Source organism: Lonsdalea britannica, assembly GCF_003515985.1.
In the GTDB taxonomy this organism is placed as follows: domain Bacteria; phylum Pseudomonadota; class Gammaproteobacteria; order Enterobacterales; family Enterobacteriaceae; genus Lonsdalea; species Lonsdalea britannica.
The window spans coordinates 992,400-1,017,418 of the sequence record NZ_CP023009.1 but is presented as its reverse complement, the minus strand read 5'-3'; the positions used below and the strand labels follow the sequence as shown (position 1 = coordinate 1,017,418).

The 25,019-nt window shown below is 54.9% G+C and carries 16 protein-coding genes; 14 read left to right on the top strand and 2 right to left on the bottom strand.

From position 1 onward, the window contains the following. Positions 1–120 precede the first annotated feature (120 nt). The 4 genes from ibpB to dcuR all read left to right on the top strand — a co-directional run bounded on the left by ibpB (position 121) and on the right by dcuR (position 5,095). A complete protein-coding gene (gene ibpB / locus CKQ53_RS04830) occupies positions 121–576 on the top strand; it encodes a small heat shock chaperone IbpB (RefSeq protein ID WP_094118820.1) in 456 nt (151 codons plus the stop codon). 646 nt (positions 577–1,222) lie between these two features. Continuing rightward, on the top strand, positions 1,223–2,635 hold the full coding sequence (locus CKQ53_RS04825) for an anion permease (protein WP_026743658.1): 1,413 nt from the start codon (positions 1,223–1,225) through the stop codon (positions 2,633–2,635). A 131-nt stretch (positions 2,636–2,766) separates the two neighbouring features. Continuing rightward, on the top strand, positions 2,767–4,380 hold the full coding sequence (locus CKQ53_RS04820) for a sensor histidine kinase (RefSeq protein WP_085652349.1): 1,614 nt from the start codon (positions 2,767–2,769) through the stop codon (positions 4,378–4,380). After that, positions 4,373–5,095 carry a two-component system response regulator DcuR gene (gene dcuR / locus CKQ53_RS04815; RefSeq protein WP_118894721.1) on the top strand — a complete coding sequence of 241 codons (723 nt, stop codon included), beginning with the start codon at positions 4,373–4,375 and terminating at the stop codon, positions 5,093–5,095. The genes CKQ53_RS04820 and dcuR overlap by 8 nt, the downstream gene beginning before the upstream one ends. A gap of 172 nt (positions 5,096–5,267) precedes the next feature. Here the strand turns inward: dcuR and CKQ53_RS04810 are convergent. Then, positions 5,268–6,379 (bottom strand): IS3 family transposase gene (locus tag CKQ53_RS04810; protein WP_118894719.1). Its coding sequence is split into 2 segments (ribosomal slippage): positions 5,268–6,118 and positions 6,118–6,379, totalling 1,113 coding nucleotides; the frame shifts between segments, so codons are not numbered across the junction. A 154-nt stretch (positions 6,380–6,533) separates the two neighbouring features. Beyond that, positions 6,534–7,877, bottom strand: a complete 1,344-nt coding sequence (locus CKQ53_RS04800) for a 2-hydroxycarboxylate transporter family protein (RefSeq protein ID WP_085652345.1) — start codon at positions 7,875–7,877, stop codon at positions 6,534–6,536. 1,163 nt (positions 7,878–9,040) lie between these two features. Here CKQ53_RS04800 and dppA point away from each other — a divergent pair. The 10 genes from dppA (at position 9,041) to CKQ53_RS04750 (ending at position 25,017) form a co-directional block, all read left to right on the top strand. Then, the gene (gene dppA / locus CKQ53_RS04795) at positions 9,041–10,648 is read left to right on the top strand and encodes a dipeptide ABC transporter periplasmic-binding protein DppA (protein ID WP_085652344.1); all 1,608 of its coding nucleotides are present in this window, start codon (positions 9,041–9,043) and stop codon (positions 10,646–10,648) included. 119 nt (positions 10,649–10,767) lie between these two features. Then, complete coding sequence (gene dppB, locus CKQ53_RS04790) at positions 10,768–11,787, top strand: dipeptide ABC transporter permease DppB (protein ID WP_085652343.1); 1,020 nt, start codon at positions 10,768–10,770, stop codon at positions 11,785–11,787. 9 nt (positions 11,788–11,796) lie between these two features. After that, entirely contained in the window at positions 11,797–12,702 is a 906-nt protein-coding gene (dppC, locus tag CKQ53_RS04785; protein ID WP_094118686.1) for a dipeptide ABC transporter permease DppC, read from the top strand. Positions 12,703–12,712: 10 nt separating this feature from the next. Next, the gene (gene dppD / locus CKQ53_RS04780; RefSeq protein WP_085652341.1) at positions 12,713–13,693 is read left to right on the top strand and encodes a dipeptide ABC transporter ATP-binding protein; all 981 of its coding nucleotides are present in this window, start codon (positions 12,713–12,715) and stop codon (positions 13,691–13,693) included. Next, positions 13,690–14,703, top strand: a complete 1,014-nt coding sequence (gene dppF / locus CKQ53_RS04775; protein ID WP_094118687.1) for a dipeptide ABC transporter ATP-binding subunit DppF — start codon at positions 13,690–13,692, stop codon at positions 14,701–14,703. The genes dppD and dppF overlap by 4 nt, the downstream gene beginning before the upstream one ends. 486 nt (positions 14,704–15,189) lie before the next feature. Beyond that, the gene (gene bcsO / locus CKQ53_RS04770; RefSeq protein ID WP_094118688.1) at positions 15,190–15,738 is read left to right on the top strand and encodes a cellulose biosynthesis protein BcsO; all 549 of its coding nucleotides are present in this window, start codon (positions 15,190–15,192) and stop codon (positions 15,736–15,738) included. Then, a complete protein-coding gene (gene bcsQ, locus CKQ53_RS04765; RefSeq protein ID WP_085652339.1) occupies positions 15,729–16,529 on the top strand; it encodes a cellulose biosynthesis protein BcsQ in 801 nt (266 codons plus the stop codon). Before bcsO ends, bcsQ begins: the two co-directional genes overlap by 10 nt. A 96-nt stretch (positions 16,530–16,625) precedes the next feature. After that, the gene (bcsA, locus tag CKQ53_RS04760) at positions 16,626–18,749 is read left to right on the top strand and encodes a UDP-forming cellulose synthase catalytic subunit (protein ID WP_094118689.1); all 2,124 of its coding nucleotides are present in this window, start codon (positions 16,626–16,628) and stop codon (positions 18,747–18,749) included. Next, on the top strand, positions 18,746–21,157 hold the full coding sequence (gene bcsB / locus CKQ53_RS04755) for a cellulose biosynthesis cyclic di-GMP-binding regulatory protein BcsB (RefSeq protein ID WP_118894715.1): 2,412 nt from the start codon (positions 18,746–18,748) through the stop codon (positions 21,155–21,157). Before bcsA ends, bcsB begins: the two co-directional genes overlap by 4 nt. Before the next feature lie 11 nt (positions 21,158–21,168). Continuing rightward, complete coding sequence (locus CKQ53_RS04750) at positions 21,169–25,017, top strand: cellulose biosynthesis protein BcsC (RefSeq protein WP_118894713.1); 3,849 nt, start codon at positions 21,169–21,171, stop codon at positions 25,015–25,017. Positions 25,018–25,019: the final 2 nt, after the last annotated feature.

Below are 25,019 nucleotides of genomic sequence, written 5' to 3'. Positions count from 1 at the left end.
CAGCACTGGCGAGAGATAACCCACGTCTCGCCCTGACATGCCGCGCCTGCCGACAGGGGGCGCGCCCGGAATGTGTGACACTCCGGATAAATTTCTCGCTTCAAAGAAGGAGTTATGACTATGCGTAACTATGATTTATCCCCGCTGCTGCGTCAGTGGATTGGCTTCGATAAATTGGCTAGCTCTATGGGCAGTCAGGAAACGGCTGAGTTTCCCCCTTACAACATCGAAAAACAGGACGATGATCGCTACCGTATCACGTTGGCTCTGGCTGGCTTCCGGCAGCAGGATCTGGATATAGAAATCGAAGGGCCGCGTTTGACGATCAAAGGTTCGCCGGTCCCGGCGGACAAATCCGTGAAGTATGTCCATCAGGGGCTGGTGTTTAAACCCTTTACTCTGAGCTTCACGCTGGCCGAACATATTCGCGTGGCGGAGGCGAAGTTCGAACACGGGTTGTTGCATATCGACCTTGTCCGCGAAGTTCCTAAAGAGCTGCAGCCGCAGCGTATCTCCATCGGCACGTCGCGCAACGAACCGCTGAACAAACCCTCAGAAGAGGTGATTGACGCTTAACCTCCGCGTCTGGAATCGTAGATGACCGCCCATTGCTCGCCGCCGTGGGCGGTTTTTTTTTGCGTGTAGGTTTGCAGGGGGACGATTGAGAAAAATGGGGCGGTGATGGTAAGCCGTGAGGTTTTTTGCGCAAAGATGTCTGATTTTATCTGTGTCGTAATGCATATTTTCTCTAACGGACTCTCTACTATTGGGTATTATTTCTGCGTATCAACGCAGAGATATTAAATTAACGTATAATCAATATTACAGGCTATGAAGTGTTTAATTGCCAGATAGATAAATATCACTTATTACGTTAATTTTATGTTCTATTGTTGTGAGAGTTTTGCTGGTCGTGAACTGACTGTTTTTATTTGTTAATACCCAAATTATTAAATCATAATTAAATTATTAAACACATTTAGTAATTAAAGTAAGGGGTTCGGCTACGCCATTTATAATACTATCTGGACCGTTGAACATTCATCGAATTTATAGGGCAAGAGGATCGCTGAAACGCTATTATTTTCTTGCCTTTTTTTACTGTCGTTGTACCCGTTGTATTTATTAATGGGGAAATAAAAGAGAATAACGACCCCCCACTCATGACAGGGTACACCCGGTAAAAACGTCTAGATTTCGTTTTAATATGAGTGGTGTATGTATGTCTGCGAATAATAGCAGGTTAGTTAAACTTCTGTTCATCCTCGGCATTGCCGTCGGATTATGGTTTGTTCCCGTCCCCGAGGGCGTTAGCCCCTCAGCCTGGCATTTGATGGCCATCTTCATTGCGACCGTCGTGGGTTTGATACTTTCTCCCTATCCGTTGGGAGCCATCGCGATATTCAGTATCACGGCGGTTGCCGCCATGGGACTGCTGAGCGTCAAGGATGTACTGGCTGGTTTCAGCGATCCTACCATCTGGATGATCGCCTGCGCCTTCTTCATCTCGCGCGGTTTTATCAAGACAGGGTTTGGCCGCCGCATCGGTTTGCTGTTTATCAGCAAGCTAGGCAACAGCAGTTTGGGTCTGGCCTACGGCCTGGTCTTCACCGACCTGCTGTTTGCGCCGGCGATGCCGTCCACCTCAGCGCGCTGCGGCGGTATCATCACCCCGCTGTTCCGTTCTATCGCTGAGGCTTACGGCTCGACGCCGGCTCAGGGAACGCAAAAACGTATCGGCGCGTTTCTGGTGCAAACCATCTTCCAGTGTAACTCTGTAACGTCCGCGATGTTTATGACGTCAATGGCCGGTAACCCGATGATCAGCAAACTGGCCGGACAATTCGGTGTGCACATTAGCTGGACGCAGTGGGCGATGGCGACATTGCTGCCGGGGATTGTTTCCCTGATTGTCATCCCGCTGGTGATGTACCGTTTCTATCCCCCCGAGCTGAAAAAAACGAGCGAAATGCGCGCCATGGCAGTCGAAAAACTGCGTGAAATGGGGTCAATGAGCCGTGATGAGTGGGTCGTGCTGGGCGTGTTCCTGGGGCTGGTCACCTTCTGGGTTCTGGGCTCTACGCTGCATATCGACGCGACTCTGACTGCGCTGGCGGGCTTGAGCGTGCTGCTGTTGACTCGCGCTTTAACGTGGGACGACGTGGTCAGCGAGAAAGAAGCCTGGCACACCGTGGTATGGTTCGCGGTGCTGATCATGCTGGCGACGCAGTTGAATAAATTGGGCCTGATCGGCTGGCTGGGCAACATGGCGGGCGATTCCGTCAAAGGTATGCATTGGCTGCCTATGTTGGGTCTGCTGCTGTTGGTCTACTACTACAGCCATTACCTGATGGCGAGCGCAGTCGCGCATATCAGCGCCATGTATGCGATTTTTGTTTCCATCGCTATTGCCGCAGGCGCTCCTCCCATGCTGACGGTTCTGGCTTTTGCCGCCTTCAGTAACCTGTTCATGTCGACGACGCACTACTCCGGCGGTCCGGCGCCCATCTTGTTCGGCTGTGGCTACATGTCGCTGTCTACCTGGTGGAAAATCGGTTTCCTGACTGGGCTGGTCGTTATCCCCATTTGGCTGATTGTCGGTAGCTTCTGGTGGAAAGTGCTGGGCCTGTGGTAACAGGCAACAAGCATCCGCTAGTGAAATAAACTACCGCCGCCGCTTTATGGCGGCGGTATGTTATATGAACTGCGCGAAATCAGCTTAAACGGTATAAGATAATGGGTTACGACATTCTTTCGGAGCGCGCCATGAGTAAGAAGAAGACTCCGCTGAAGCTGAGTACGTCCATCATCCTTATGGTGTCGGCGGTGATTGGTTCCGTACTGCTGGTAGTGTATGCCCTGCTGTTTTTCCGTATCAGTGAGCTGACGGAAAACCACCTCAGAGAGAAGGCCTTCGCCATCGCTCGCACCGTCGCTTATGCTCCCGTGGTCATCCACGAGTTGAGCAATCTCGGCAACCCGGAAGAAGTACAGCGCTTTTCGGAAGAAGTGAAATGGCGCAACCACTTGCTGTTTGTCATCGTGACCGACATGAAAGGGATTCGCCATTCGCATCCAGAGTCCGATCAGATTGGCCGCCACTTTATCGGTAACGACCTCTATCCGGCGCTGATGGGTCTTGAGAACTCGGCGGTGAACCGTGGAGTGCTGGAACCCGCTCTGCGAGTCTTTGTCCCGGTCTTCGATCACGGCGGCAAACAGTTGGGCGTTGTCGCCGTGGGGATCTCGTTGACCAGCGTGCAGTCGCTGATTAATGAAAACCGCTGGATTATTCCGTGGACTATTCTTTTTGGAGCGCTGGTAGGATTGTTGGGCACCTATTTTCTGGTCAAAGCCCTCAAACGAATCATGCTTGGTTTCGAACCCTTTGAAATTTCGAATTTGTTTGAGCAGCGTAACGCCATGCTTAAGCAGATTAAGGAAGGGGTCATCGCGGTCGATACTGATTTACGCGTGACGATCGTGAACGATGAAGCCCAGCGTTTGTTCAGCCAGCACTCTGCCAGCAATGAGCTCACTATCGGCAGTACGATCAGCCGCTGGCCAGCGCTGATGAGTCTCGAAAAAGCCGTCAAATCCGGCAAGCCACAGCGAGACGAAGAGATCAATTTTAACGGCAATCAGCTACTGACCAATACGGTGCCGGTTGTGGTGAATGGCGAAACGATAGGCGCTATCGCCACGCTGCGGGATAAAACCGAGATCAGTCAGTTGGTGCAGCGCTTGACCGGAATGTCGTATTACGCCGACGCCCTGCGCGCGCAGTCTCATGAGTTCATGAACAAACTGCACGTTATTCTGGGTATGCTGCATTTGAAATACTACCCGCAGTTGGAAGAGTACATTCTCAAAACGGCGAACCATTATCAGGCGGAAATTGGCGCTATTATCCGTAAGATAAAATCCCCCGTGATCGCCGGATTTTTGCTCGGCAAGATTAACCGGGCGCGGGATTTAGGTATCAATCTGTCGATTAGCGAAGACAGTCTGCTGCCGGATACCGATGATGTGGAAGCGACAAATGAACTGATTACGGTTCTGGGGAACCTGATCGAGAATGCATTAGACGCGATGACAGGCCTTGAAAACCGCGAGATTCGCGTGACGTTCCATCATAAAAAAGGCCATCTGCACTGTATGGTCAGTGATGATGGCCCTGGTATACCGTTAGATATTCAGCAAAAGATTTACCAGGAAGGATTCTCGACCAAAGGCAGTGGACGCGGCATTGGCTTGTATTTGACTAAACAAAGTCTGGAAAAAATTGGCGGCACCATCGATCTCGATTCTGAACCCGAGGTGTATACGCAGTTTTTCGTGAATATTCCTTATAAAGCAAGGCAGATTGACCATGATTAATGTACTGATCGTTGACGACGATGCCATGGTGGCTGAGTTGAATAAGTGTTACCTGAATCAGGTTTCCGGATTCAACTGTTACGCTACTGTCTCCACGTTGCAGCAGGCCAGAAATCTGCTGATGCAGCCAGATTGTGAAATTGATCTGGTGCTGCTGGATATTTACATGCAGCAGGATAACGGGCTGGATTTGTTGCCAGCTATCCGCGAATTCAGCGAGCATACTGACGTGATCATTATCTCGTCAGCCAGCGACGTCTACACCATCAAAAAAGCGCTGCACTACGGTGTGGTGGACTACCTGATCAAACCATTCCAGTTTGCTCGTTTTGAGCAGGCGTTGACCGCTTACCGCGAAGAAGCAAACCTGCTCAAACACCGTGAATTCGTGGCGCAAACGGACATCGATAACTTGATTCGACGCACCAGCGGAAATCCTGTCGCCGAGCGTAAAAAGCTGCCTAAAGGGCTAACCAGCCTGACGCTGCGTACCGTATGCGAGTGGATTGAAGGGAATCAGGGCGCAGAGTTCTCCACCGAAATGCTGGCTAATGCCATTGGCATCTCGCGTGTGTCTTGCCGCAAATACCTGATCTATCGGGCGGATACCAGCATTCTCGCCACCAATATCCTGTACGGTTCGACAGGGCGTCCGGTATATCTCTATCGGCTGTTGCCTGAAAAGCAGGATGCGTTGCGCCAATACTGCGAATAAATCGTTATAACGCTGTAGCGCATGTCCTCTGGACAACTGACCCATAAGCCGTCGTTCAGCCTGAACGAAACAGTGGCTCAACGAACAAAATGAAAATCCGCCACCTTGATGCGTTGGCGGATTTTTTTTTTGCCTTGTGACACGGCCTATAGCGATTGTAAGCACACCTGTTTTAGTTCCACGCACTTTTTGAGATTTCCGGTTTTTCAGCCATCAGCCGGTATTCTTCCGGTGTCAGGTTATTCAGGGATTCATGGGGCCGCTCACTATTATATTCAGTCAACCAGCGCTCTGTGATTTCCCGTGCTTCATTCAGCGTTCTGAACAGGTAAAAATCCAGGATTTCTGTCCGGTATGTCCGGTTAAAACGTTCGATAAAGGCATTCTGTGTCGGTTTCCCCGGACTAATAAACTCCAGCATCACACCATGCTCTTCAGCCCAGTGTGCCAGCGTCAGTGAGACCAGCTCAGGCCCATTATCCATCCGCATCTTCAGCGGATATCCGCGACTGGCCACGATCCTGTCCAGCACTCTGACGACACGCTGTGCCGGAATATTCAGGTCGATTTCTATCGCCAGCGCTTCGCGATTAAAATCATCCACCACATTGAAGGTTCTGAAACGTCTGCCGCAGACCAGTGCATCATGCATAAAATCAATAGACCAGCTCTGGTTCAGCGCCTCCGGCGTTGCCAGCGGTGCCGGGTTGCGTACCGGCAGACGTTGTTTTCCCTTGCGGCGAAAATTCAGTTTTAATAGACAGTAAATTCGATGAACTCGCTTATGGTTCCAGGCGTTGCCCTGCCTGCGCAGCACCAGGAACAGTTTCTTAAAGCCATACCGTGGATAACGCTCAGCCATTTCTGTTAGCGCCTGGATCACGGGCTCATCCCGGCGGGTATCGGGCTGGTAAAAATACACCGTCCTGCTCAACGATAATGTCCTGCACGCCTGGCGTAAGCTCATCGAAAATTGCGTCGTCAGATAGCTGACAAGCTCACGCTTTATCGCTGGTTTTAAAGCTTTTTTTCAATAATGTCTTTCAGTGCCCGACATTCCAGACTCAGGTCGGCGAACATCTGTTTGAGACGACGATTCTCGTCCTCAAGATCTTTGATTTTTTTGATATCAGCAGCTTCCATACCGCCATATTTCGCCTTCCAATTGTAATAGCTGGCTTCAGAAATCGTGGCCTCGCGGCAGACGTCTTTGACGGTCCGCCCGGCTTCGACGGACTTCAGGACGGCGATGATCTGGTGCTCAGTAAATCGGGCTTTACGCATGGCGATCTCCTTAAGGGGACATAATCAGTATGTCGGAAGATCTCTAAAAGTGAATGGTTTGGTTTACCGGGATGCTTACACGATGGCCTTTATGTCCGATGACGAAAAAAAACCACCTGCCAGAGCAGGTGGTTTTTCTGTGAGCCGATGTCGACTAGACAAACAATCTCAGCAGCAGTGTTGCGCCGATCACGGTGGACGCTCCGCCAATACGCGTTGCGATTTGTGCGAACGGCATCAGTGACATGCGGTTAGAGGCCGACAGGATGGCGACGTCGCCGGTGCCGCCGAGGCCGCTGTGACAAGTGGTGACGATAGAGGACTCAATGGGATACATATTGAGATACGGTGCGACGAAGAAGCTGACCAGCGCCATGGAGATGACCACAGAACCACACACCAGGACGTAGCCGACAGAAAAGACGGCGACAACGCTTTCCAGTGGGACATAAAGCATGCCGAGTCCAATCATCAGCGGCCATACCAGAGAGCTGGAGACAAATTTGTAAAAGCTGCTGGCGCCGGTTTCCATACTGGAAGGAATGACGCGAGCATATTTACAGATGACGGCGATCAGGATCATCAGAACGGGGCCGGGGATATGTACGATTTTCTCCGCCAAACCGCCGACGATGAAGAAGGCACAGATCAGCAACAGTCCGCCACCCATAAGTGTGAAGTCCACCGGTTTCGGTGTTTCTGTCACGTTGAAGATCTCATTGTCTTTATCGCTGCGGATCAGTCGGCCCTGACCGTTAAGATCTTTACGTGCCATCCCCAGTCTCGCCAGCATGCCTGCGCAGATGATCGCGAAAATGTTGCCGACGACAGCAGCCGGGGCCAGTTGGGCCACATAGACGTCAGGAGACTGGCCCAGAATGGCGGAATATGCGAGGGAAAGCGGCAGGATACCTTCTCCGATACCGCCACCGATGATGGGAACGATGATGAAGAAGAAGGTGTGGTAGAGACTATAACCGCACAGCTTTCCGACCAGCAGGCCGGTCGACACCGCCGTGACCGTACCGATCACCAGCGGAACGAACATACGCACCATGCCTTGAATCAGAATGATGCGGTTCATGCCGAGAATACTGCCCACGACCAGACTGGCGATGACGAAATAGAGGAAATTGGCCTCTTTCATCAGCAGGGTCACGGTATCGAGCGTACTGTCATTAAAGAATTGGTAATAGACCAAGACCGACGGCACGATCAGGCACAAAATTGCGGGGCCACCTATTTCTTTTAACACCGGAATATTGCGGCCGATGTGCGCGAGTAAAAAACCCATCGACATGATAACGGCGAAACCGCCAATCATATTTCTGGGTAAAACACCGGTATAGGCGGCGACAAAAACAATGGCGGAAATGACAATAAAGAGAACTAAAGGGACGGAGCCAATCGTGGTTTTATTCAAACTACTCATAAAGCCAGGAGGCGGTGTGTTCACGAGGGTATCCTCACGGAGGATATCAGCATCAATTTTTTTCATTATATTCACCTTGTTGTGGTGGTAGGGCATGCAAATAACAATGGATAAATGTAAGATTTTGAATAATAAGTAGTTATTTTATTTTTGATCACACGTGTAATGTGAATAGGTATGGTATTACGAACACTGATATTGATTATCAGGCAATCTAGCATGGCTTATTGTTAAAAATAATAGCCATTCATTGGGTGCGTGATGTAATTGTGAACTAAACGGCACTTCCATTTTAAATAACTTAATTCTTGGTTTTGTAATTAAAATTAGCTCAAGAGGGTGAGGGGATTTATTTAAGCGGGGAAGATATCTTCGATCCTAATATAATCGCGTGATAAAAATAACCAATGACGGATAAATAATAAAGTTTTAAAACTAATGTAAATCGCTGTGGGAAAATATGAGATCGCTCCCGTAATTATTAATATTTCTATTTTTTATATTTGCAGTGTAATGCCTACAGGATCACATAATTACCCTTATTTCCGCCAACGTCCTCATCTTTTATTTCTTTTTATTTTGTGATGCTAATCACTAATCGCTGTATCTCCTCGCGGGCGAACGCTGCCCGTAGGCGTGGGTTTCCGGTAGAGAGACATACCCTCTGCCGAGGTGGAGCTTTTTAGCCCCTCTTTTTTCACCTTACGCAGATAGTCCTCTTAAGCCTCATCAAATGAAAATTTGAAAATCACAATCAGCCCTCTTTTGTGACATAAATATCATTATTACGAGAATAAGCCTGAAAATTAACGCGGCGGACCAGAGGGATAAGATGAATTTCATATAGTTATTTTTCATCTTTAAATTACCGACTTTGGAATTTTTTGCAATTTTAGGCTTAATTTTTTATGTATATCGGATTTTAAATCTGAAGTTAGGGTTTTTTTTCTTTTTTTAGTTCGTCGTGACGCGCTGAAAGGCTTTGTAAATCCATATTGGGTGTATTGACCTATATGTGAACAGTTGACAAATTGATGACACTGCTGGAAATGGCACCGTCCGTGTATGGGTATTTCCCTATATTTTCTTCGACCAACAGGGGACGCATCGTACGGCTTATTTCCTGGTGACTGATGCCTGTCGCAGTAATGCCGCAGTATGCGGGCCACGATATAAAAACAACGGCCCGTCTGCTAACACACAACATCCATACTATGAGGCATACGTAAATGGCTAAATCCATGATGAAATCAAGGATGCTGAGGCTGGGCCTTGGACTGCTGGCGCTCTCGGTGACGGCGGGCGTGCAGGCTAAAACGTTGGTGTATTGCTTGGAAGGTTCTCCGGAAGGTTTTAATCCGCAGTTGTACACATCGGGTACGACGTTCGATGCCAGTTCGATGCCTATCTATAACCGTTTGATTGAATTTAAAAACGGGACCACTGAGATCGAGCCCGGTCTGGCTGAGAAGTGGGATATCAGCGACGACGGCAAAACGTATACCTTCCATCTGCGCAAGGACGTGAAATGGCAAAGCGGTAAAGATTTCAAACCGACGCGCGGCCTGAATGCCGACGACGTACTGTTCTCGTTCCAGCGACAGCTGGATGTGAACCACCCGTACCACAAAGTGTCAGGCGGCAGTTATGAGTACTTTGAAGGTATGGGAATGCGAGACCTGATCGAGAAAGTGGAAAAAGTCGACGACCACACCGTGCGCTTCCATTTGACTCACGCTGAGGCGCCATTTGCCGCCGATTTGGCGATGGATTTTGCTTCCATTTTATCCGCTGAATATGCCGATGCGATGATGAAGGCCGGCACGCCTGAAAAAGTCGATCTGAACCCGCTCGGCACCGGTCCGTTCCAACTGCAGCAATATCAAAAAGACTCGCGCATTCTGTATAAAGCATTCGATGGTTTCTGGGGACAGAAACCGGGCGTAGATCGTCTGGTCTTCTCCATTACGCCGGACGCCTCAGTGCGCTACGCCAAGCTACAGAAAAACGAATGCCAAATCATGCCTTATCCCAATCCGGCGGATTTGGCCAGCATGAGGAAGGATAAGAACCTGATTCTGCTAGAAAAGCCAGGTCTGAACGTTGGCTATCTCTCTTATAACGTCGAGAAAAAGCCGCTGGATAATCTCAAAGTGCGGCAGGCGCTGAACTATGCCGTCAACAAACAGGCCATTATCGAAGCCGTCTATCAGGGCGCCGGTCAGGCGGCCAAAAATCTGATTCCGCCCACCATGTGGGGTTACAACGATGCGGTGCAGGATTACAGTTATGACCCGCAGAAGGCGAAAGCGCTGTTGCAGGAAGCCGGACTAAGCAACGGTTTTACGATTGATCTATGGGCCATGCCGGTCCAGCGACCGTATAACCCGAATGCGCGCCGTATGGCGGAGATGATTCAGTCCGACTGGGCCAAAATCGGTGTGAACGCCAAGATCGTAACCTACGAATGGGGCGAATATTTGAAACGTTCCAAAGACGGGGAGCATCAGACCGTCCTGTTTGGCTGGACTGGCGACAATGGGGACCCGGATAACTTCTTCGCAACGCTGTTTAGCTGCGATGCCGCTCGCAAAGGCTCCAACTACTCCCGCTGGTGCTACAAGCCGTTCGAGGATGTCATTCAGCCGGCTCGGGCCATCTCCGATCAGGCTAAGCGCATTGAGCTGTATAAACAGGCGCAGGTCATCATGCACGATCAGGCCCCGGCGCTGATCATCGCTCACTCGACGGTGTACGAACCGATTCGCAGCAACGTCAAGGGTTACGTCATCGAACCGCGCGGCGTGCATAACTTCAACCATGTGTCCCTGGATTAATCACTGACCACGATGCGGATGTTGCTGCGTGCATGCGGGCGCGCAGCGACGATGAGTGCTGCAGGTAGCGACCCTTGATCGATCCGCCCACGGGTCGGTCATCCACAGAGAGTGCGGATATGTTTCAGTTCATACTCCGACGTTTGGGGCTGGTTATCCCTACGTTTATTGGTATCACCCTACTGACCTTTGCCTTTGTGCATCTGATCCCCGGCGATCCTGTCATGATCATGGCCGGAGAGCGTGGGATTACCCCTGAACGTCATGCCCGACTGATGGCGGAAATGGGGCTGGACAAGCCCATATGGCAACAGTATATCCACTACATTGACGGCGTTCTGCATGGTGATTTAGGCACATCGCTCAAAAGCCGGACTTCAGTCTGGGACGAGTTCGTTCCGCGCTTCAAGGCCACATTCGAACTGGGTGTGTGCGCCATGCTTTTCGCCATCGTGGTCGGTATTCCGGTGGGCGTCCTGGCGGCAGTCAAACGTGACTCACTCTTCGATCATGCGGCAGTGAGCGCCGCATTGACCGGTTATTCCATGCCGATCTTCTGGTGGGGAATGATGCTCATCATGCTGGTTTCCGTGCATCTCAATCTCACGCCCGTCTCCGGGCGGGTGGGCGACACCTTATTTCTGGACGAGTCTCTGCCGCTGACCGGCTTCATGCTCATCGACACCTTTATATGGGGGGAGGAAGGCGACTTCATCGATGCGGTGATGCATATCATTTTACCCGCCATTGTACTCGGAACGATTCCACTCGCAGTTATTGTGCGGATGACGCGCTCTTCCATGCTGGAGGTCTTGGGCGAGGATTATATCCGCACGGCGCGCGCCAAAGGATTAAGCCGCGTGCGGGTGGTTGTGGTACATGCCTTGCGAAACGCGATGCTATCGGTGATCACGGTGATTGGCCTTCAGGTTGGCACTTTGCTGGCGGGCGCCATTCTGACCGAAACCATTTTTTCCTGGCCGGGGCTGGGACGCTGGCTGATGGACGCACTGCAACGCCGGGATTACCCGGTCGTGCAGGGCGGCGTTCTGTTAGTGGCGTCGCTGATCATTCTGGTCAATGTGCTGGTGGACTTGCTGTATGGCGTGGTCAATCCGCGCATCCGACATGGCAAATAGGAGGCCACGATGACGCAACTGACTCCACCCGCGGTGAATACGGCACCGATGCCGTTGACGCCGTTGCAGGCGTTCTGGCACGACTTCCGCCGCAACAAAGGTGCCGTCGTGGGACTGGCCTACATCGTCGTCATGATATTGGTCGCGCTCGGGGCGGGAATATTGGCGCCGCACTCGCCGTCCGAACAGTTCCGTGAAGCGTTACTCGCGCCGCCGGTCTGGCAGGATGGCGGCAGTAGTTCATTTCTTCTCGGCACCGACGATGTGGGGCGCGATATGTTGTCTCGCCTGATGTACGGCACACGTTTGTCGCTGCTGGTCGGGTGCCTGGTGGTGACGATCTCCTTACTGTTCGGCATCGTGTTGGGGCTGATCTCCGGCTACTTCGGCGGTCTGGTGGATGCCGCCGTCATGCGGCTGGTGGACATCATGCTGGCGTTGCCGAGCCTACTGCTGGCGCTGGTGCTGGTTGCGATTTTCGGCCCGTCGATTGTGAATGCTGCCATTGCGCTGGTGTTCGTTTCGCTGCCGCACTACGTGCGTTTGACGCGTGCTGCGGTGCTGGTGGAAGCCAACCGTGACTACGTTACCGCCTCTCGCGTCGCAGGCGCAGGCGCGATGCGGCAGATGTTTATCAATATCCTTCCCAACTGCCTTGCGCCGCTGATTGTGCAGGCTTCCATGGGGTTCTCCAACGCGATTCTGGACATGGCGGCGCTGGGGTTCCTGGGTATGGGCGCGCAGCCGCCCACGCCGGAATGGGGAACCATGCTGTCGGACGTGCTGCAATATGCGCAAAGCGCCTGGTGGGTGGTGACCTTTCCGGGACTGCTGATTCTGTTGACGGTGCTGGCGTTCAATTTGGTGGGGGACGGTTTGCGCGATGCCCTCGACCCCAAACTCAAGCAGTCGTAGAGGAAGAACGATGGCGTTACTTAACGTAGAACACCTGTCCGTGAGTTTCGGCGAGGGGGCGCAGCCGTTCAAGGCGGTTGATCGCATCAGCTATCAGGTTGAACGCGGTCAGGTTGTCGGGATTGTCGGGGAATCCGGCTCCGGGAAATCGGTCAGCTCGCTGGCCATCATGGGATTGATTGATTATCCCGGCCAGGTCGCGGCCGACAGTCTGACGTTCGATGAACGCGATTTGATCGCCATGCCCGAGAAGGCGCGCCGTCAGCTAGTGGGCGCGGAAATCGCGATGATTTTTCAGGACCCGATGACCAGCCTTAACCCCAGCTACACCGTAGGATTCCAGATTATGGAGGCCATCAAGGTTCATCAGGGTGGCAACCGTCGAACACGACGTCAGCGAGCCGTCGACCTGCTGACGATGGTCGGGATACCCGATCCGTCCTCGCGGCTGGCCGTTTATCCTCATCAGCTGTCGGGGGGGATGAGCCAACGGGTCATGATAGCGATGGCGCTTGCCTGCCGCCCGCAACTGCTGATTGCCGATGAGCCCACGACTGCGCTGGATGTCACCATTCAGGCGCAGATTATCGAGCTGCTGCTGACGCTGCAACAGCAGGAGAATATGGCGCTGATACTGATTACCCACGATCTGGCGCTGGTCGCCGAGGCGGCGCATCAAATCATCGTGATGTATGCCGGTCAGGTCGTGGAATCGGGACTCGCTAGTGAGATTTTCAAGGCGCCGCGCCATCCCTATACGCAGGCGTTGCTGCGGGCGTTGCCGGAGTTCGCCGTGGATAAATCGCGGCTCGCTTCGCTGCCGGGCGTTGTCCCCGGCAAATATGATCGACCCTCGGGTTGCCTGCTGAACCCGCGCTGCCCGTATGTCACGGACCACTGCCGCCAGCAAGAGCCCGCGCTGCAGCCTTGGGGCGATCGCCGGGTGAAATGCCATACGCCGCTGGATGATTCGGGGAGGCCCAGTTTATGAGTCATAACAACGAGATGCGTCAGGACGTGCTGCTGGAAGCGCGTGCGTTGAAAAAATATTACCCGGTCAAGTCCGGGATATTTCAGCCTGAGCGGGTGGTTAAAGCGCTGGATGGCGTCTCGTTTACGCTCGAAAGAGGTAAAACGCTGGCCGTGGTCGGCGAATCCGGTTGCGGTAAATCGACCTTGGGCCGCCTGTTGACGCTGATTGAAGCCCCGTCCCACGGCGAACTTTATTATCAGGGACAAGATTTGCTGAAGTCTGACCCTGCGGCTGAAAAATTGCGGCGGCAGAAAATCCAGATCGTGTTTCAGAATCCATACGCGTCGCTGAATCCCCGCAAGAAAATGGGTCAGATTCTGGAAGAACCGTTGGTCATCAATACAGCGCTGAGCCGCGCCGAACGGCGGGAAAAGGCGCTGGCGATGATGGAAAAGGTCGGTTTGAGAACGGAGTTTTACGACCGTTATCCGCACATGTTTTCCGGCGGTCAGCGTCAGCGCATCGCCATCGCTCGCGGATTGATGCTGGACCCGGACGTGCTGATCGCGGACGAACCGGTTTCCGCACTGGACGTGTCCGTCAGGGCGCAGGTGCTGAATTTGATGATGGACTTGCAGCAGGAGTTAGGCTTGTCTTACATCTTCATTTCTCACGATTTATCGGTGGTCGAGCATATCGCCGATGAGGTGATGGTGATGTATCTGGGCCGCTGCGTTGAGCAGGGCAGCAAGGCGGCAATTTTCGACCATCCACGCCATCCCTACACTCAGGCGCTGCTTTCCGCAACGCCGCGCCTGACTCCCGATTTACGCCGCGAGCGTATCAAACTGAGCGGGGAACTGCCCAGCCCGCTGAATCCGCCACCGGGGTGCGCGTTCAACACCCGTTGCCGACGCCGGTTCGACGCCTGTGTGGCGCGACAGCCTCAGCTAATCGCTTACGGTGAACGGAAGGTGGCTTGCTTTGCCGTCGATGAGGAAGAGGCGCAGTCCCCGTTCGTATCGTAATAAGAACCGGTCATAAAGCCCGTCACACGATCGTTCAGGCGTCTGACGGGCTTCCTGTTTCTGTGGTGTAGCGCCACGCTTGCCTGCTTATCCAATCAAATAGCTGTACTGGCTTTATAGCAAAACCGGAAAAGTCAGAGGGGTAACATGCTGTTTTTCTGGTCGGAAAAAGGAAAGGTCATAAGTACATTATTGCGTCGGATAAACCTATTTCCCTCCGCGATAACGCCCGCGTCTTGGTAATTAAATATTACTTTTTTTATTATAAAAATTTCAATTATAAACACCTGAAAAGAGTGTGGATGATTTTCACTGCGCTGATTTTAGCGGCGAATAAGACGGAAGAGAAATGCATATCATTTTAATTATTTGATTTTCACGACTGCCGCCAATCTATTTTGTAATAATCGGTGAAGATATTTTTGATTAAGTGTTCGTTCAATAATGGTATATTAGCGGCCATTCATGTAGAGATTCGGGAGTCTTATGAGAAGCTATGACGATCTGAAGCATTTCAAAGAAAAGACCCAGTCGGAAGACATTAATTTCAAGGAAATGTCGGGTCAATCTTTGCATGATGAAGGTTCTCGCTGGGCTATTGTGAAGCAAGTCATTAATGAAGAGAAAGGCGGTGCCGAATCTTCATTAGGCGCTGGCTTGCAGCCTATGTTGAGGCCTGTCGCGAAAAATGAATTTGCGGCGCCGGCCTCCGGCGTCAAGCCCGTCAGGTTGGACGACTCGAATACCCGTCCGCGTCATGATGATCCCGCAGGACAGCGATCGCTTCTTGATTCTGTCGCCGCCGCGTCGAAGACGTCGCCAGCGGCGGATCCTACGACGTCATCACGGCAGCCAGAGACTGCCTCCTCTTTCCCTGTGACCCGCCCGGAACCGACCGCTGCCGCGAGCGCGACGCCGCTGGAGCCCGAGCGCTATAAGCAGATGTTCAGCACGCGTGGTCGGCAAACCGCGCAGACGCCGAATAAAGAAGCGCTGTTAAAACCGCTATTGGAGAAAATTTCCTCATGCCGTTAGTTTGTGTTTGTTCTCCGAAAGGCGGGGTTGGAAAAACCACCATGGTGGCCAACCTGGCCTACGCCCTGGCGCGCGGCGGCAGTAAAGTGCTGGCGATCGATTTTGACGTTCAGAACGCGCTGCGCCTGCATTTCGGTATTCCGTTATCGGATGAGCGGGGCTATGTGGCGGCGGCCGTCGAGTCTCCGGACTGGAGCCAGTCTATCCTGACGGCTGGCGGCAATATTTTCGTATTGCCGTACGGCAGCGTGTCGGAAGCGCAACGTGAGGACTTCGATCGGCACCTGGCGGATCCTGCGTTTTTGTTACGTGGGCTCAGCGCCATGCTGAACTACCCCGGCCTCGTGATCCTGGCTGACTTTCCGCCCGGCCCCAGTCCCGCATTAAAGGCGATGACCGCGCTGGCAGACCTGCATCTGGTCGTCATGCAGGCGGATACCGCCTCGCTGTCTCTCCTGTCTCCGGTAGAAGAAAACCGATTGATTGGCGGACCGTTGAACCATAAACAGGGATACTACTGGCTGCTGAATCAGACGGATACGCGACGCGCGATCAGCAGGGATGTGGCGGCTTACATGCAGGAAAACAAAGGCGACAGGTTGATTGGCTGCGTACATCGCGACGAAAGCGTCGTCGAAGCCAACGCTTCACAGCGCTCCATTTTTGATTTTAGTCCGGCTTCCGCCGCGGCATTTGATATTGAATTAATCAGCAAACGTATTGCGGCTCTGTTGAATATCAAAGTGGGCAATGGCGAAGTCCATAAGACATTCGTGCCTGCCTCTTATTAATAGAATAAGCGCAAAGAATAACTCTGCGTCGATATTTTTAGGATATTTCCCCTTTACTATATTAACCCGCTTATTACTGACCATCAGGGTAGATTTATGAAGAAGGCGCTTTTTTATCTGTTGTTACTGGTATTATTTCCGGTAGCGTTAGTGATTATCATCACCCCGATGGATAGCCAGAAACAATACATCTTTGGCTTAATCAGTATTGGTATGCTGTTTTTATTGGGCCGCAGTGAAAGCCGAAAGGTCACTGTGGTCATGGTTATTCTTACGTTATTAATGTCAACGCGCTATATATACTGGCGCGCGACGGAAACACTGCATTTTAATTCTGAGATCGAGACTATCTTGGGAATTGGCTTATTTATTGCCGAGGTCTATGTCTGGGTTATTTTGATGCTGAGTTTCATGCAGACCTTATGGCCGCTGCAACGCGGCATTGAGGCGCTGCCGGAGGATACCAACCTGTGGCCGACGGTGGACGTCTACGTCCCGACCTATAACGAAAGTCTGGATGTAGTCAGGGATACGGTGCTGGCGGCGCAGTGCATGGATTACCCGCAGGACAAGTTCAAAGTCTACATTCTGGATGACGGCAAGCGCAGCGAGTTTGCGGTGTTCGCCGCTCAGGCTGGCGTGGGCTATATCACCCGTGACGACAACTCACACGCCAAAGCGGGCAACCTGAACCACGCCATGCAGCTCACCAGCGGCGAACTGATTTGCGTCTTCGACTGCGATCACGTGGCTAAACGTATTTTCCTACAGGCGACGGTCGGCGCGTTCCTGAAAGACGACAAACTGGCGCTGATGCAGACGCCGCACTACTTCTATTCTCCCGATCCGTTCGAACGCAACCTCAAGGCGGCGAGACAGATGCCAAGCGAAGGCGAGCTGTTCTACGGACCGATCCAACAGGGTAATGACTACTGGAACGCCACCTTCTTCTGCGGCAGCTGCGCGGTGATACGTCGCACGGCGCTGGAAGAAGTGGGTGGCTTCGCCGTGGAAACGGTGACGGAAGATGCGCATACGGCGCTGAAAATGCAGCGTCGTGGCTGGAAATCCGCTTTTTTGGCGATCCCGCTTGCTGCGGGACTGGCGACCGAGCGACTGGTGCTGCATGTCATTCAGCGTACCCGCTGGGCGAGAGGAATGACGCAGATTTTCCGCGTCGACAATCCACTGCTGGGCAGAGGGCTGACCTGGCAGCAGCGTCTGTGTTACCTCAGCGCCATGCTGCACTTCCAGTTCGGCCTGCCGCGCGTCATTTTCCTGACCGCTCCTTTGGCCTATCTATTGTTCAATCTCAATATCATTCACTCGTCGGCGAACCTGATTTTCGCCTACGTGTTGCCGCATCTGGTGATGTCGATATACCTCAATGCGAGGATGAATGGACGCTTCCGCTACAGCTTCTGGGGTGAGATTTATGAAACGGTCATGGCGTTCCATCTGATTATTCCGACGCTGTTAACGCTGATCTCCCCGCGTCACGGCAAATTCAATGTGACGGATAAAGGCGGCCTGCTGGACGTGGGCTTTTTTGACTTCCGCATTGTCAGACCGCACATCGCGACTGCCGTCCTGCTGTTCGCGGGTATCGTCGTCGGGGGCATTCGGGCCGTCGGGCACAACTATTACAACGTCGATCCGTACGTTATCGCCCTGAACGTCGCCTGGGCCTGCATCAGCCTGCTGATTTTGATGGCGGCTATCGCCGTGGCGCGGGAAACGAAACAGACGCGTCAGACTATTCGTATCGACGTCGAACTGCCGGTCATTATTCACTACGCCAGCGGTATAGCGTCACGCACGGTGACCGTGGACCTGTCGATGGGCGGCGCGCAAATCAAAGCGCCGGATCAGCGTCACAAAACCGACCCCATTGAGTGTCTTGAGCTGTTATCCCGCGCGGGGGAAATCGCGCTGCCGGTGAAGTCCGTGAGTTTTGATGACAGCACCATTCGCCTGCGGTTTGATGAAATCCCGCTGGCGCAGCGACGTGGTCTGGTACGCGTTGTGCTTTCGCGGGCGGATGCCTGGATGGACCCGCCCTGGCCACGGGACAACCCGCTGCGCTCTTTTGTGACGGTGCTCAGGACGGTGTGTGAATTCTTCTGGCTGACCTGGAAGGGAAAAAAGAAAGAGGGGGCGACGCCGTCAGCGTTACCTGCAACGACGGAAGGGACGCGGCAAGAGGATAAAACGGCATGACATACGGATTTTTCAGGACGCCTTCTGCGTTAACGACGGTGTTGCTGCTGTGCCTGAGCGGCAGCGCCTCTGCCGCTGAGGAGTCAAGCCAGCCGCTGTCGTTAATCGATGCCCCGTTGCCTGCGGGATTGCCCCGAATTGATGGCGGATATGAAACCGCGCCGCCCTTTGAAACGCCTTTGGCGCCCCGCGCCGCGCCGTCGTCTCCGTCCGTCCCCGCGCTGAATGCGTCGTCGGACGTTTACAATCAGCCGGTCAGCAGCACGATTTCCGTGGCGCAAATGGGGCAGGCGCAGGGCGTCGCGCTGAGCGGTGGTCAGTTGCAGGCCGGTTTGAGATTTACGCTCTCTGCCGATCAGGTGGTGACGTCCGCGCATCTGGCGCTCAAGTTCGCCGTCTCTCCGGCGTTGGCCGAGCGCAACACCGCGCTACAGCTGATGCTGAATGGACAGCCCTTGGGCAGCGTTCCCCTGACGACGAACGGGCAGGAGACCGGGACCTATCAGATTGAGATCCCTGCTGCGCTGGTGGTGTCCGACAACAACCTGAGTTTCCGCATCATCAATTCAGACCGTCTGCTGTGCGAGCGCGACAATGCTCATCAATACAACGTCACCATTCTGCCGAGCACCACGTTACAGCTGGAAGGGCAGCAGCTGAATGTCGGAGCGGACATCGGCAACTTCCCGCGACCGTTTATCGACTCCATGCAGATGGCGACGGCCTCCGTGCCGATGATTTTTCCCGCCGAGCCGACGGCCGATCAGGTGAGCGCGGCGGCGCTGGTGGCATCCTGGATGGGGGTGCAGACCAACGGGCGAGATATCACTTTCCCCGTGAAGCGAGACAGCGTGCCGGAACAAAACGGTATTTTGTTCGGTTACCCGGGCCAGAAGATCGGTCGTGTGACGTTGCCGCAGGTCGACGCGCCGACGTTACAGCTGATGGATAATCCAGATAACCCGATCTACAAGCTGCTGCTGGTGGTAGGGAAGAACGAGGATCAGCTGAGACAAGCCGCCTATTATCTCGTCAGCCAGCCGTTGGCCTCGAAGCAGTCGGCCATCACCGTCACCCCGCAAACCCTTCCGCGGCATAAGAGCTACGATGCGCCGCGCTGGATCAGCACCGATCGGCGTGTCCGTTTCAGCGAACTGCTGGAGCAAGATCAGAGCATGACGTCACTCGGCATCTGGCACTCCGCGCAGAACCTCAAGTTTCGGGCGGCCCCCGACCTCTTCCTGTGGGACGGCGAAACAATCCCGGTGCACATCAGCTATCGCTTCCCGGCGGAGAACTGGATTGATGAACATCGCTCTGACCTGAACGTGACGCTTAACGGCACGTTTATCAGCAACTTACCGATGGTGAAAGAGGGCCTGCTGGAGCAACTTTGGCGTCGGCTGGGGGGCGATAATCGTCAGGAATCTTATACGCTGAAGCTCGACCCCTATCTGATTTACGGCTTTAACCAACTGCAGCTCTACTTCAACATCCGGCCCAAAGCGGATGCGCCGTGCAGCGTACTGCTGAACAACAACATCAAAAGCCGCATTGAGAACGACTCGTGGATAGACCTGACCCGAACGCGTCACTTCACGATGTTGCCCAATCTGTCGTATTTCATCGGCGCGTCCTTCCCCTTCTCCCGGCTGGCTGACTACGCGCAGACGGTGATGTTGCTGCCGGAACGCCCCACCGATCAGGAAATTAGCACGCTGCTCGGCATGGCGGGTCGCTCCGGCGACGCGACCGGCGTCAGTATCAATCACAATCAGGTCGTGTTTGGCGTGCCGAAAGACGGCGTAGCGCTGCATCGGCTGCAAAACAGCGATGTGCTGGCGGTCACGACGCTACCGCACGCAGGGTTTAACGCGGCGCTGCTGGCGGAGTCTCCTTACCAGACCGACGGTCATGCGCTGGGTGTCAAAATGCCCAGCGTGCCGGAAAAACTTGTCAGCTGGCTAACCGGCGACTGGGCCCGCCACCCGATAGATGCCGACCGCTACTTCTCCTCGAATGAGCTCTGGCGTGGTTTTGTCAGCTATCGATCCCCGTGGAACCCTAAACGTGTCGCGGTAGTCGTGCTGGCGACGAACGACCAGCAGTTGCAGCGGCTGCATGGCGACCTGACGTCGGCGCGCGTTACCGCGGCGATTCGCGGCGATACCGCCATCATCACCGATGAGAATGGTATCCGCAGTTTCCGGGTCGGCCCGCAGTTCCCCAGTGGGCAAATGCCCTGGTACATGATGATTATCTGGTATGCCAACCAGCATGCCGTCATTTTGGCGTTTGTCGCCTTAATCACGGCCTCGTTAGGCGGAGCGGGTTTGTATCGCGTGCTGAAACGCCGCGCCCATCGCCGTCTGCACCCGCAGCATGAGCGTGATTCAGGCCGGAAATAATTGAGCGATCTATGAAAAAGAACACACTGACAGCCAGAATGCTTCGGTCACTGTGCCTGATTGGGGCGGCGGCGCTGTCCGCGCCGACGCAGGCGGCGGACAACACTAACCCGGCGTTTCAGGCGTTATTCGATCAGGCGGAATATTGGCATCAACGCGCCCACGACGATTTGGCTAAAGGCGCCTTGCAGAAGGTGCTGGCGGTCGACGCCGAAAACACCCGCGCGATTTACCTGATGGCGCTTTACTCTCAACAGCGCGGCGACAACGCCGAGGCCACGAAGTGGCGTACGCGTCTGGCGAGCATTTCGCCGCAAGATCCTCGGTTGCAGGAGCTGGACAGCTCCCGGCGCTGGCAGAATATTCTGCCCGCTCAGCTGGCGCTGGCTCGCCAGCAGGCCCGTAGCGGCAACATCGCCGCTTCGCTGCAAACCTGGCGCAACCTGTTCGACGGCGGGCAGCCGCCGGCCAATGTGGCGGTCGAGTATTATCTGACGATGGCGGGCGATCGCACGCTGTGGCCGCAGGCGTTGGACGGTCTACGTCAGTTCGCGGCGGTGAATCCGCAGGATATTCAGGCCCGGCTGGCGCTGGGGAAGGCGCTGACCTATCAGGAATCCACCCGGCGCGAAGGACTACAGTTGCTGGATGCCATGGCCTCCGGCAACCCCGACGCGGACGGCGCTATGCGCCAGGCCCTGTTGTGGATGAGTCCTCAGCCGGAGGACGCGGCGCTGTATGGCAACTACCAGCAGCGTCACCCGCAGGATAATGCGGTGATGGCGCACTATCGCACCAACGTTGGCGGCGCGGCGAAAGGAAAAGGCTTCGCCGAACTGAACAGCGGCGATGCGGACGGTGCGCAGCAGGCGTTTGAACAGGTGCTTCAGACCTCGCCGCAGGATGCGGATGCGCTGGCCGGTCTCGGCTATATCGCCCAGCGTCGAGGCGACTACGCCAGCGCCGCCAACTATCTGGAGCAGGCGGCGAAGCAGGGCGGAGAAAACAGCGTCGAACGCCGACAGCAGGCGGAGGATGCCCGTTTTTACGCGCAATTGAGTATGGCGCAGCAGGCGATGAAAGCGGGCAATGCCGCGCAGGCGCTGACGCTTAGCGAACCGCTGATGCAGGCAAGCGGAGAACGCGGCATCGCCGTTCGTCTCTTTCGGGCCGATGTGCAACGTCGCAGCAGTCAGCTGACGCAGGCGGAGCAGAGTTATCGCGATGTGCTGACGCTGGATGCGGATAACAACGCAGCAAAAGAAGGGTTGTACTATGTGCTGCACCAGCAGAATCGCAGTACGGAAGCTGACGCGCTGCTGGCGGAATTGCCGGATAGCCTACGCCAACGTCTGGCGCCGCGCGTAGCGGTGGTCGAAGGCAGCGCGTCGATGAGGCGCGCCGCAGAGCGCGAGCTGGCCGCGGGGCGCTCGGCGCAGGCTATCGCGATTTTGCAGCAGGCGATACAGCGCTGGCCCGCCGATGGCTGGGTGAGATACGACCTGGCGCGCGCTTACAAACAGCAAGGGGACATGACGACGGCCGCTGATGTGATGCAGCCGCTGTACCGTCCCGGCGCTAGCCCCGAGCAGCTGTTCGCTGGCGCGCTTTTCGCCAGTCAAAACGGCGCCTGGCAGCAAACCGGGGCGCTGTTGGCTCGCGTACCCGAGCGCCAGCAAACACCGAATATGCGTGCGCTGGCACGACGGGCCAACTTCAATCTGCAAATGGTGACGGCGCGAGATTATCTGAAAACCGGCGCTAATGTGGCGGCGGCCAACACCCTGAAGGCGCTGGCGGTGAATCCTCCCGCCGATCCGCAGGATGCCGGACAGCTGGCGCAAGCGTTGGCGGCGGCGGGCGATACCGCCGGTGCCGTCGGCGTCGTGCGCAATAACATGCAGCGTGGTATTCAAGGCAATGCGGGCGACTACGCGGCGCAGGTCGCCGTCCTGAATCAGGCTGGTCTGGGTCAGGAAGCGCAGTCGTGGCTGAGCAATCCCGATATGCTGGCTCGCAGCACGCCGGAACAGTTGGCCGCCGTGCGTAACGGCGGCGTGATCCAGGAGGCGGATCGCCTGCGCGAGGCCCGGCAGTATGCGGCCGCTTACGACAAACTGATCGGCGCGTTGCAGCACGATCCGCAGAATACCGATTTGATGCTGGCGATGGCGCGACTCTATCAGTCCGGCAAAATGAATCAGGAAGCGGCGACGGTCTACGACTATCTGATGACGCGCGATACCCCGACGCAAGATGCGCGCGTCGGCGCTATCGACGTGGCATTGGCGCAGAACGACGTCTCGAAAGCCAGCACGCTGGCCGCCGGCCTGAGCGACAAACAGACGCCCGAACGCCTGCTGCTGCTGGCGCGTGTGGCTGACGCGGAAGGGAACAAAGCGCAGGCAATAGCCTATCTGCGTACGGCCCGTGGGAAAATGATTGGGCTGCAGGGCGCGGAGTCCGGCAGCCTGCCGGTGATTGGCGGACTGGCGCTGGCGGATAATCCGTTCATCAACCGGACGACGGAAAGCACGCGTCGTTCGCCGTCGACCTACGGCAGCGCGATGCCGTGGCAGCAACGTGACGAAACCGCCGACTATCGCGCGGTTGGGGGGCAGCGCCTCGACGGAACGTCGGGGGGCACGACGGCCTCTGCGCAGAACGGCACTTTCCGCCAGATTAACCAGATGATGGATACGCTGGAGAGTGACACCGGCACCTGGGTTCAGACCGGGGTGCAGGTGCGTGGTCGGGACGGCGAGTCCGGCCTTAGCAAGTTGACCGAGGCGAAAGCACCGTTGACGTGGTCCAGCGCGCCGTTGGGCGAGGATCGATTCAACTTTACCGTGACGCCCGTGACGCTGAGCGCGGGAAGCGCCGAAGACACTTCCAGCCGTCGCTTCGGTCAGGGGGCGCTTCAGCAGGCCGATAGCGCTGACAGAGCACTCAAAGCCTCTTCCTCAGGAACCATCAACCTTGACGAGATCACGGCGGACTCTCCCGGTGCGCAGAACGCCACCGGCGTAGAGCTCAATCTGGCGTTGACCGGTAAACAATACAAGGTGGATATCGGTTCGACCCCGCTGGGGCAGGATCTCAGCACGCTGGTGGGGGGCGTTCAGTGGTCGCCGAAACTGACCGACTTCCTGACGCTGGTGCTGACCGGCGAGCGTCGGGCGGTCACCGACAGCCTGCTTTCCTACGTCGGCGCGCGCGACGCCTATAGCGGCGAGAAGTGGGGCCGAGTGACCAAGAACGGCGGAACGGCGCTGCTGAGCTATGACGACGGCGACGCCGGTTTCTATGGCGGCGCAGGCGCCTACAGCTATTTGGGCGAGAACGTGAAGAGCAACAAAAGTCTGGTGGCGAATGCCGGGGCTTATGTGCGTCCCTATCACGATAGCGAGCGTGAGCTGAAGACCGGCATCAGCATGTCGTGGATGGATTTCTCCCGTAACCTGAGCTACTACAGCTACGGGCAGGGCGGTTATTTCAGTCCGCAGAACTTCGTCTCGGTTTCTTTCCCCATCGATTACACCCAGAAATACGACGATCTGAGCGTGAAGATCGGCGGCGCTTTGGGCTATCAGTCCTACTCGCAGGATCGCAGCGCCTACTACCCCAACGACCCGTTATTACAGAATGCGTTGGAAAGGGCCGCCGCCAGCGGCCTGACGCAAGAAGCCTATTATCCCGGCACCAGTAAAAACGGTATCGGCTACAACCTGCACGCCGGGGCTGACTATAAGGTCAATCGCAACGTCACCATCGGCGGTCAGCTCGGTTACGACACCTTCGGTGACTATAACGAAAGCAGCGCGCAACTCTATTTCCGCTATATGCTTGGAGGTGAATAAGC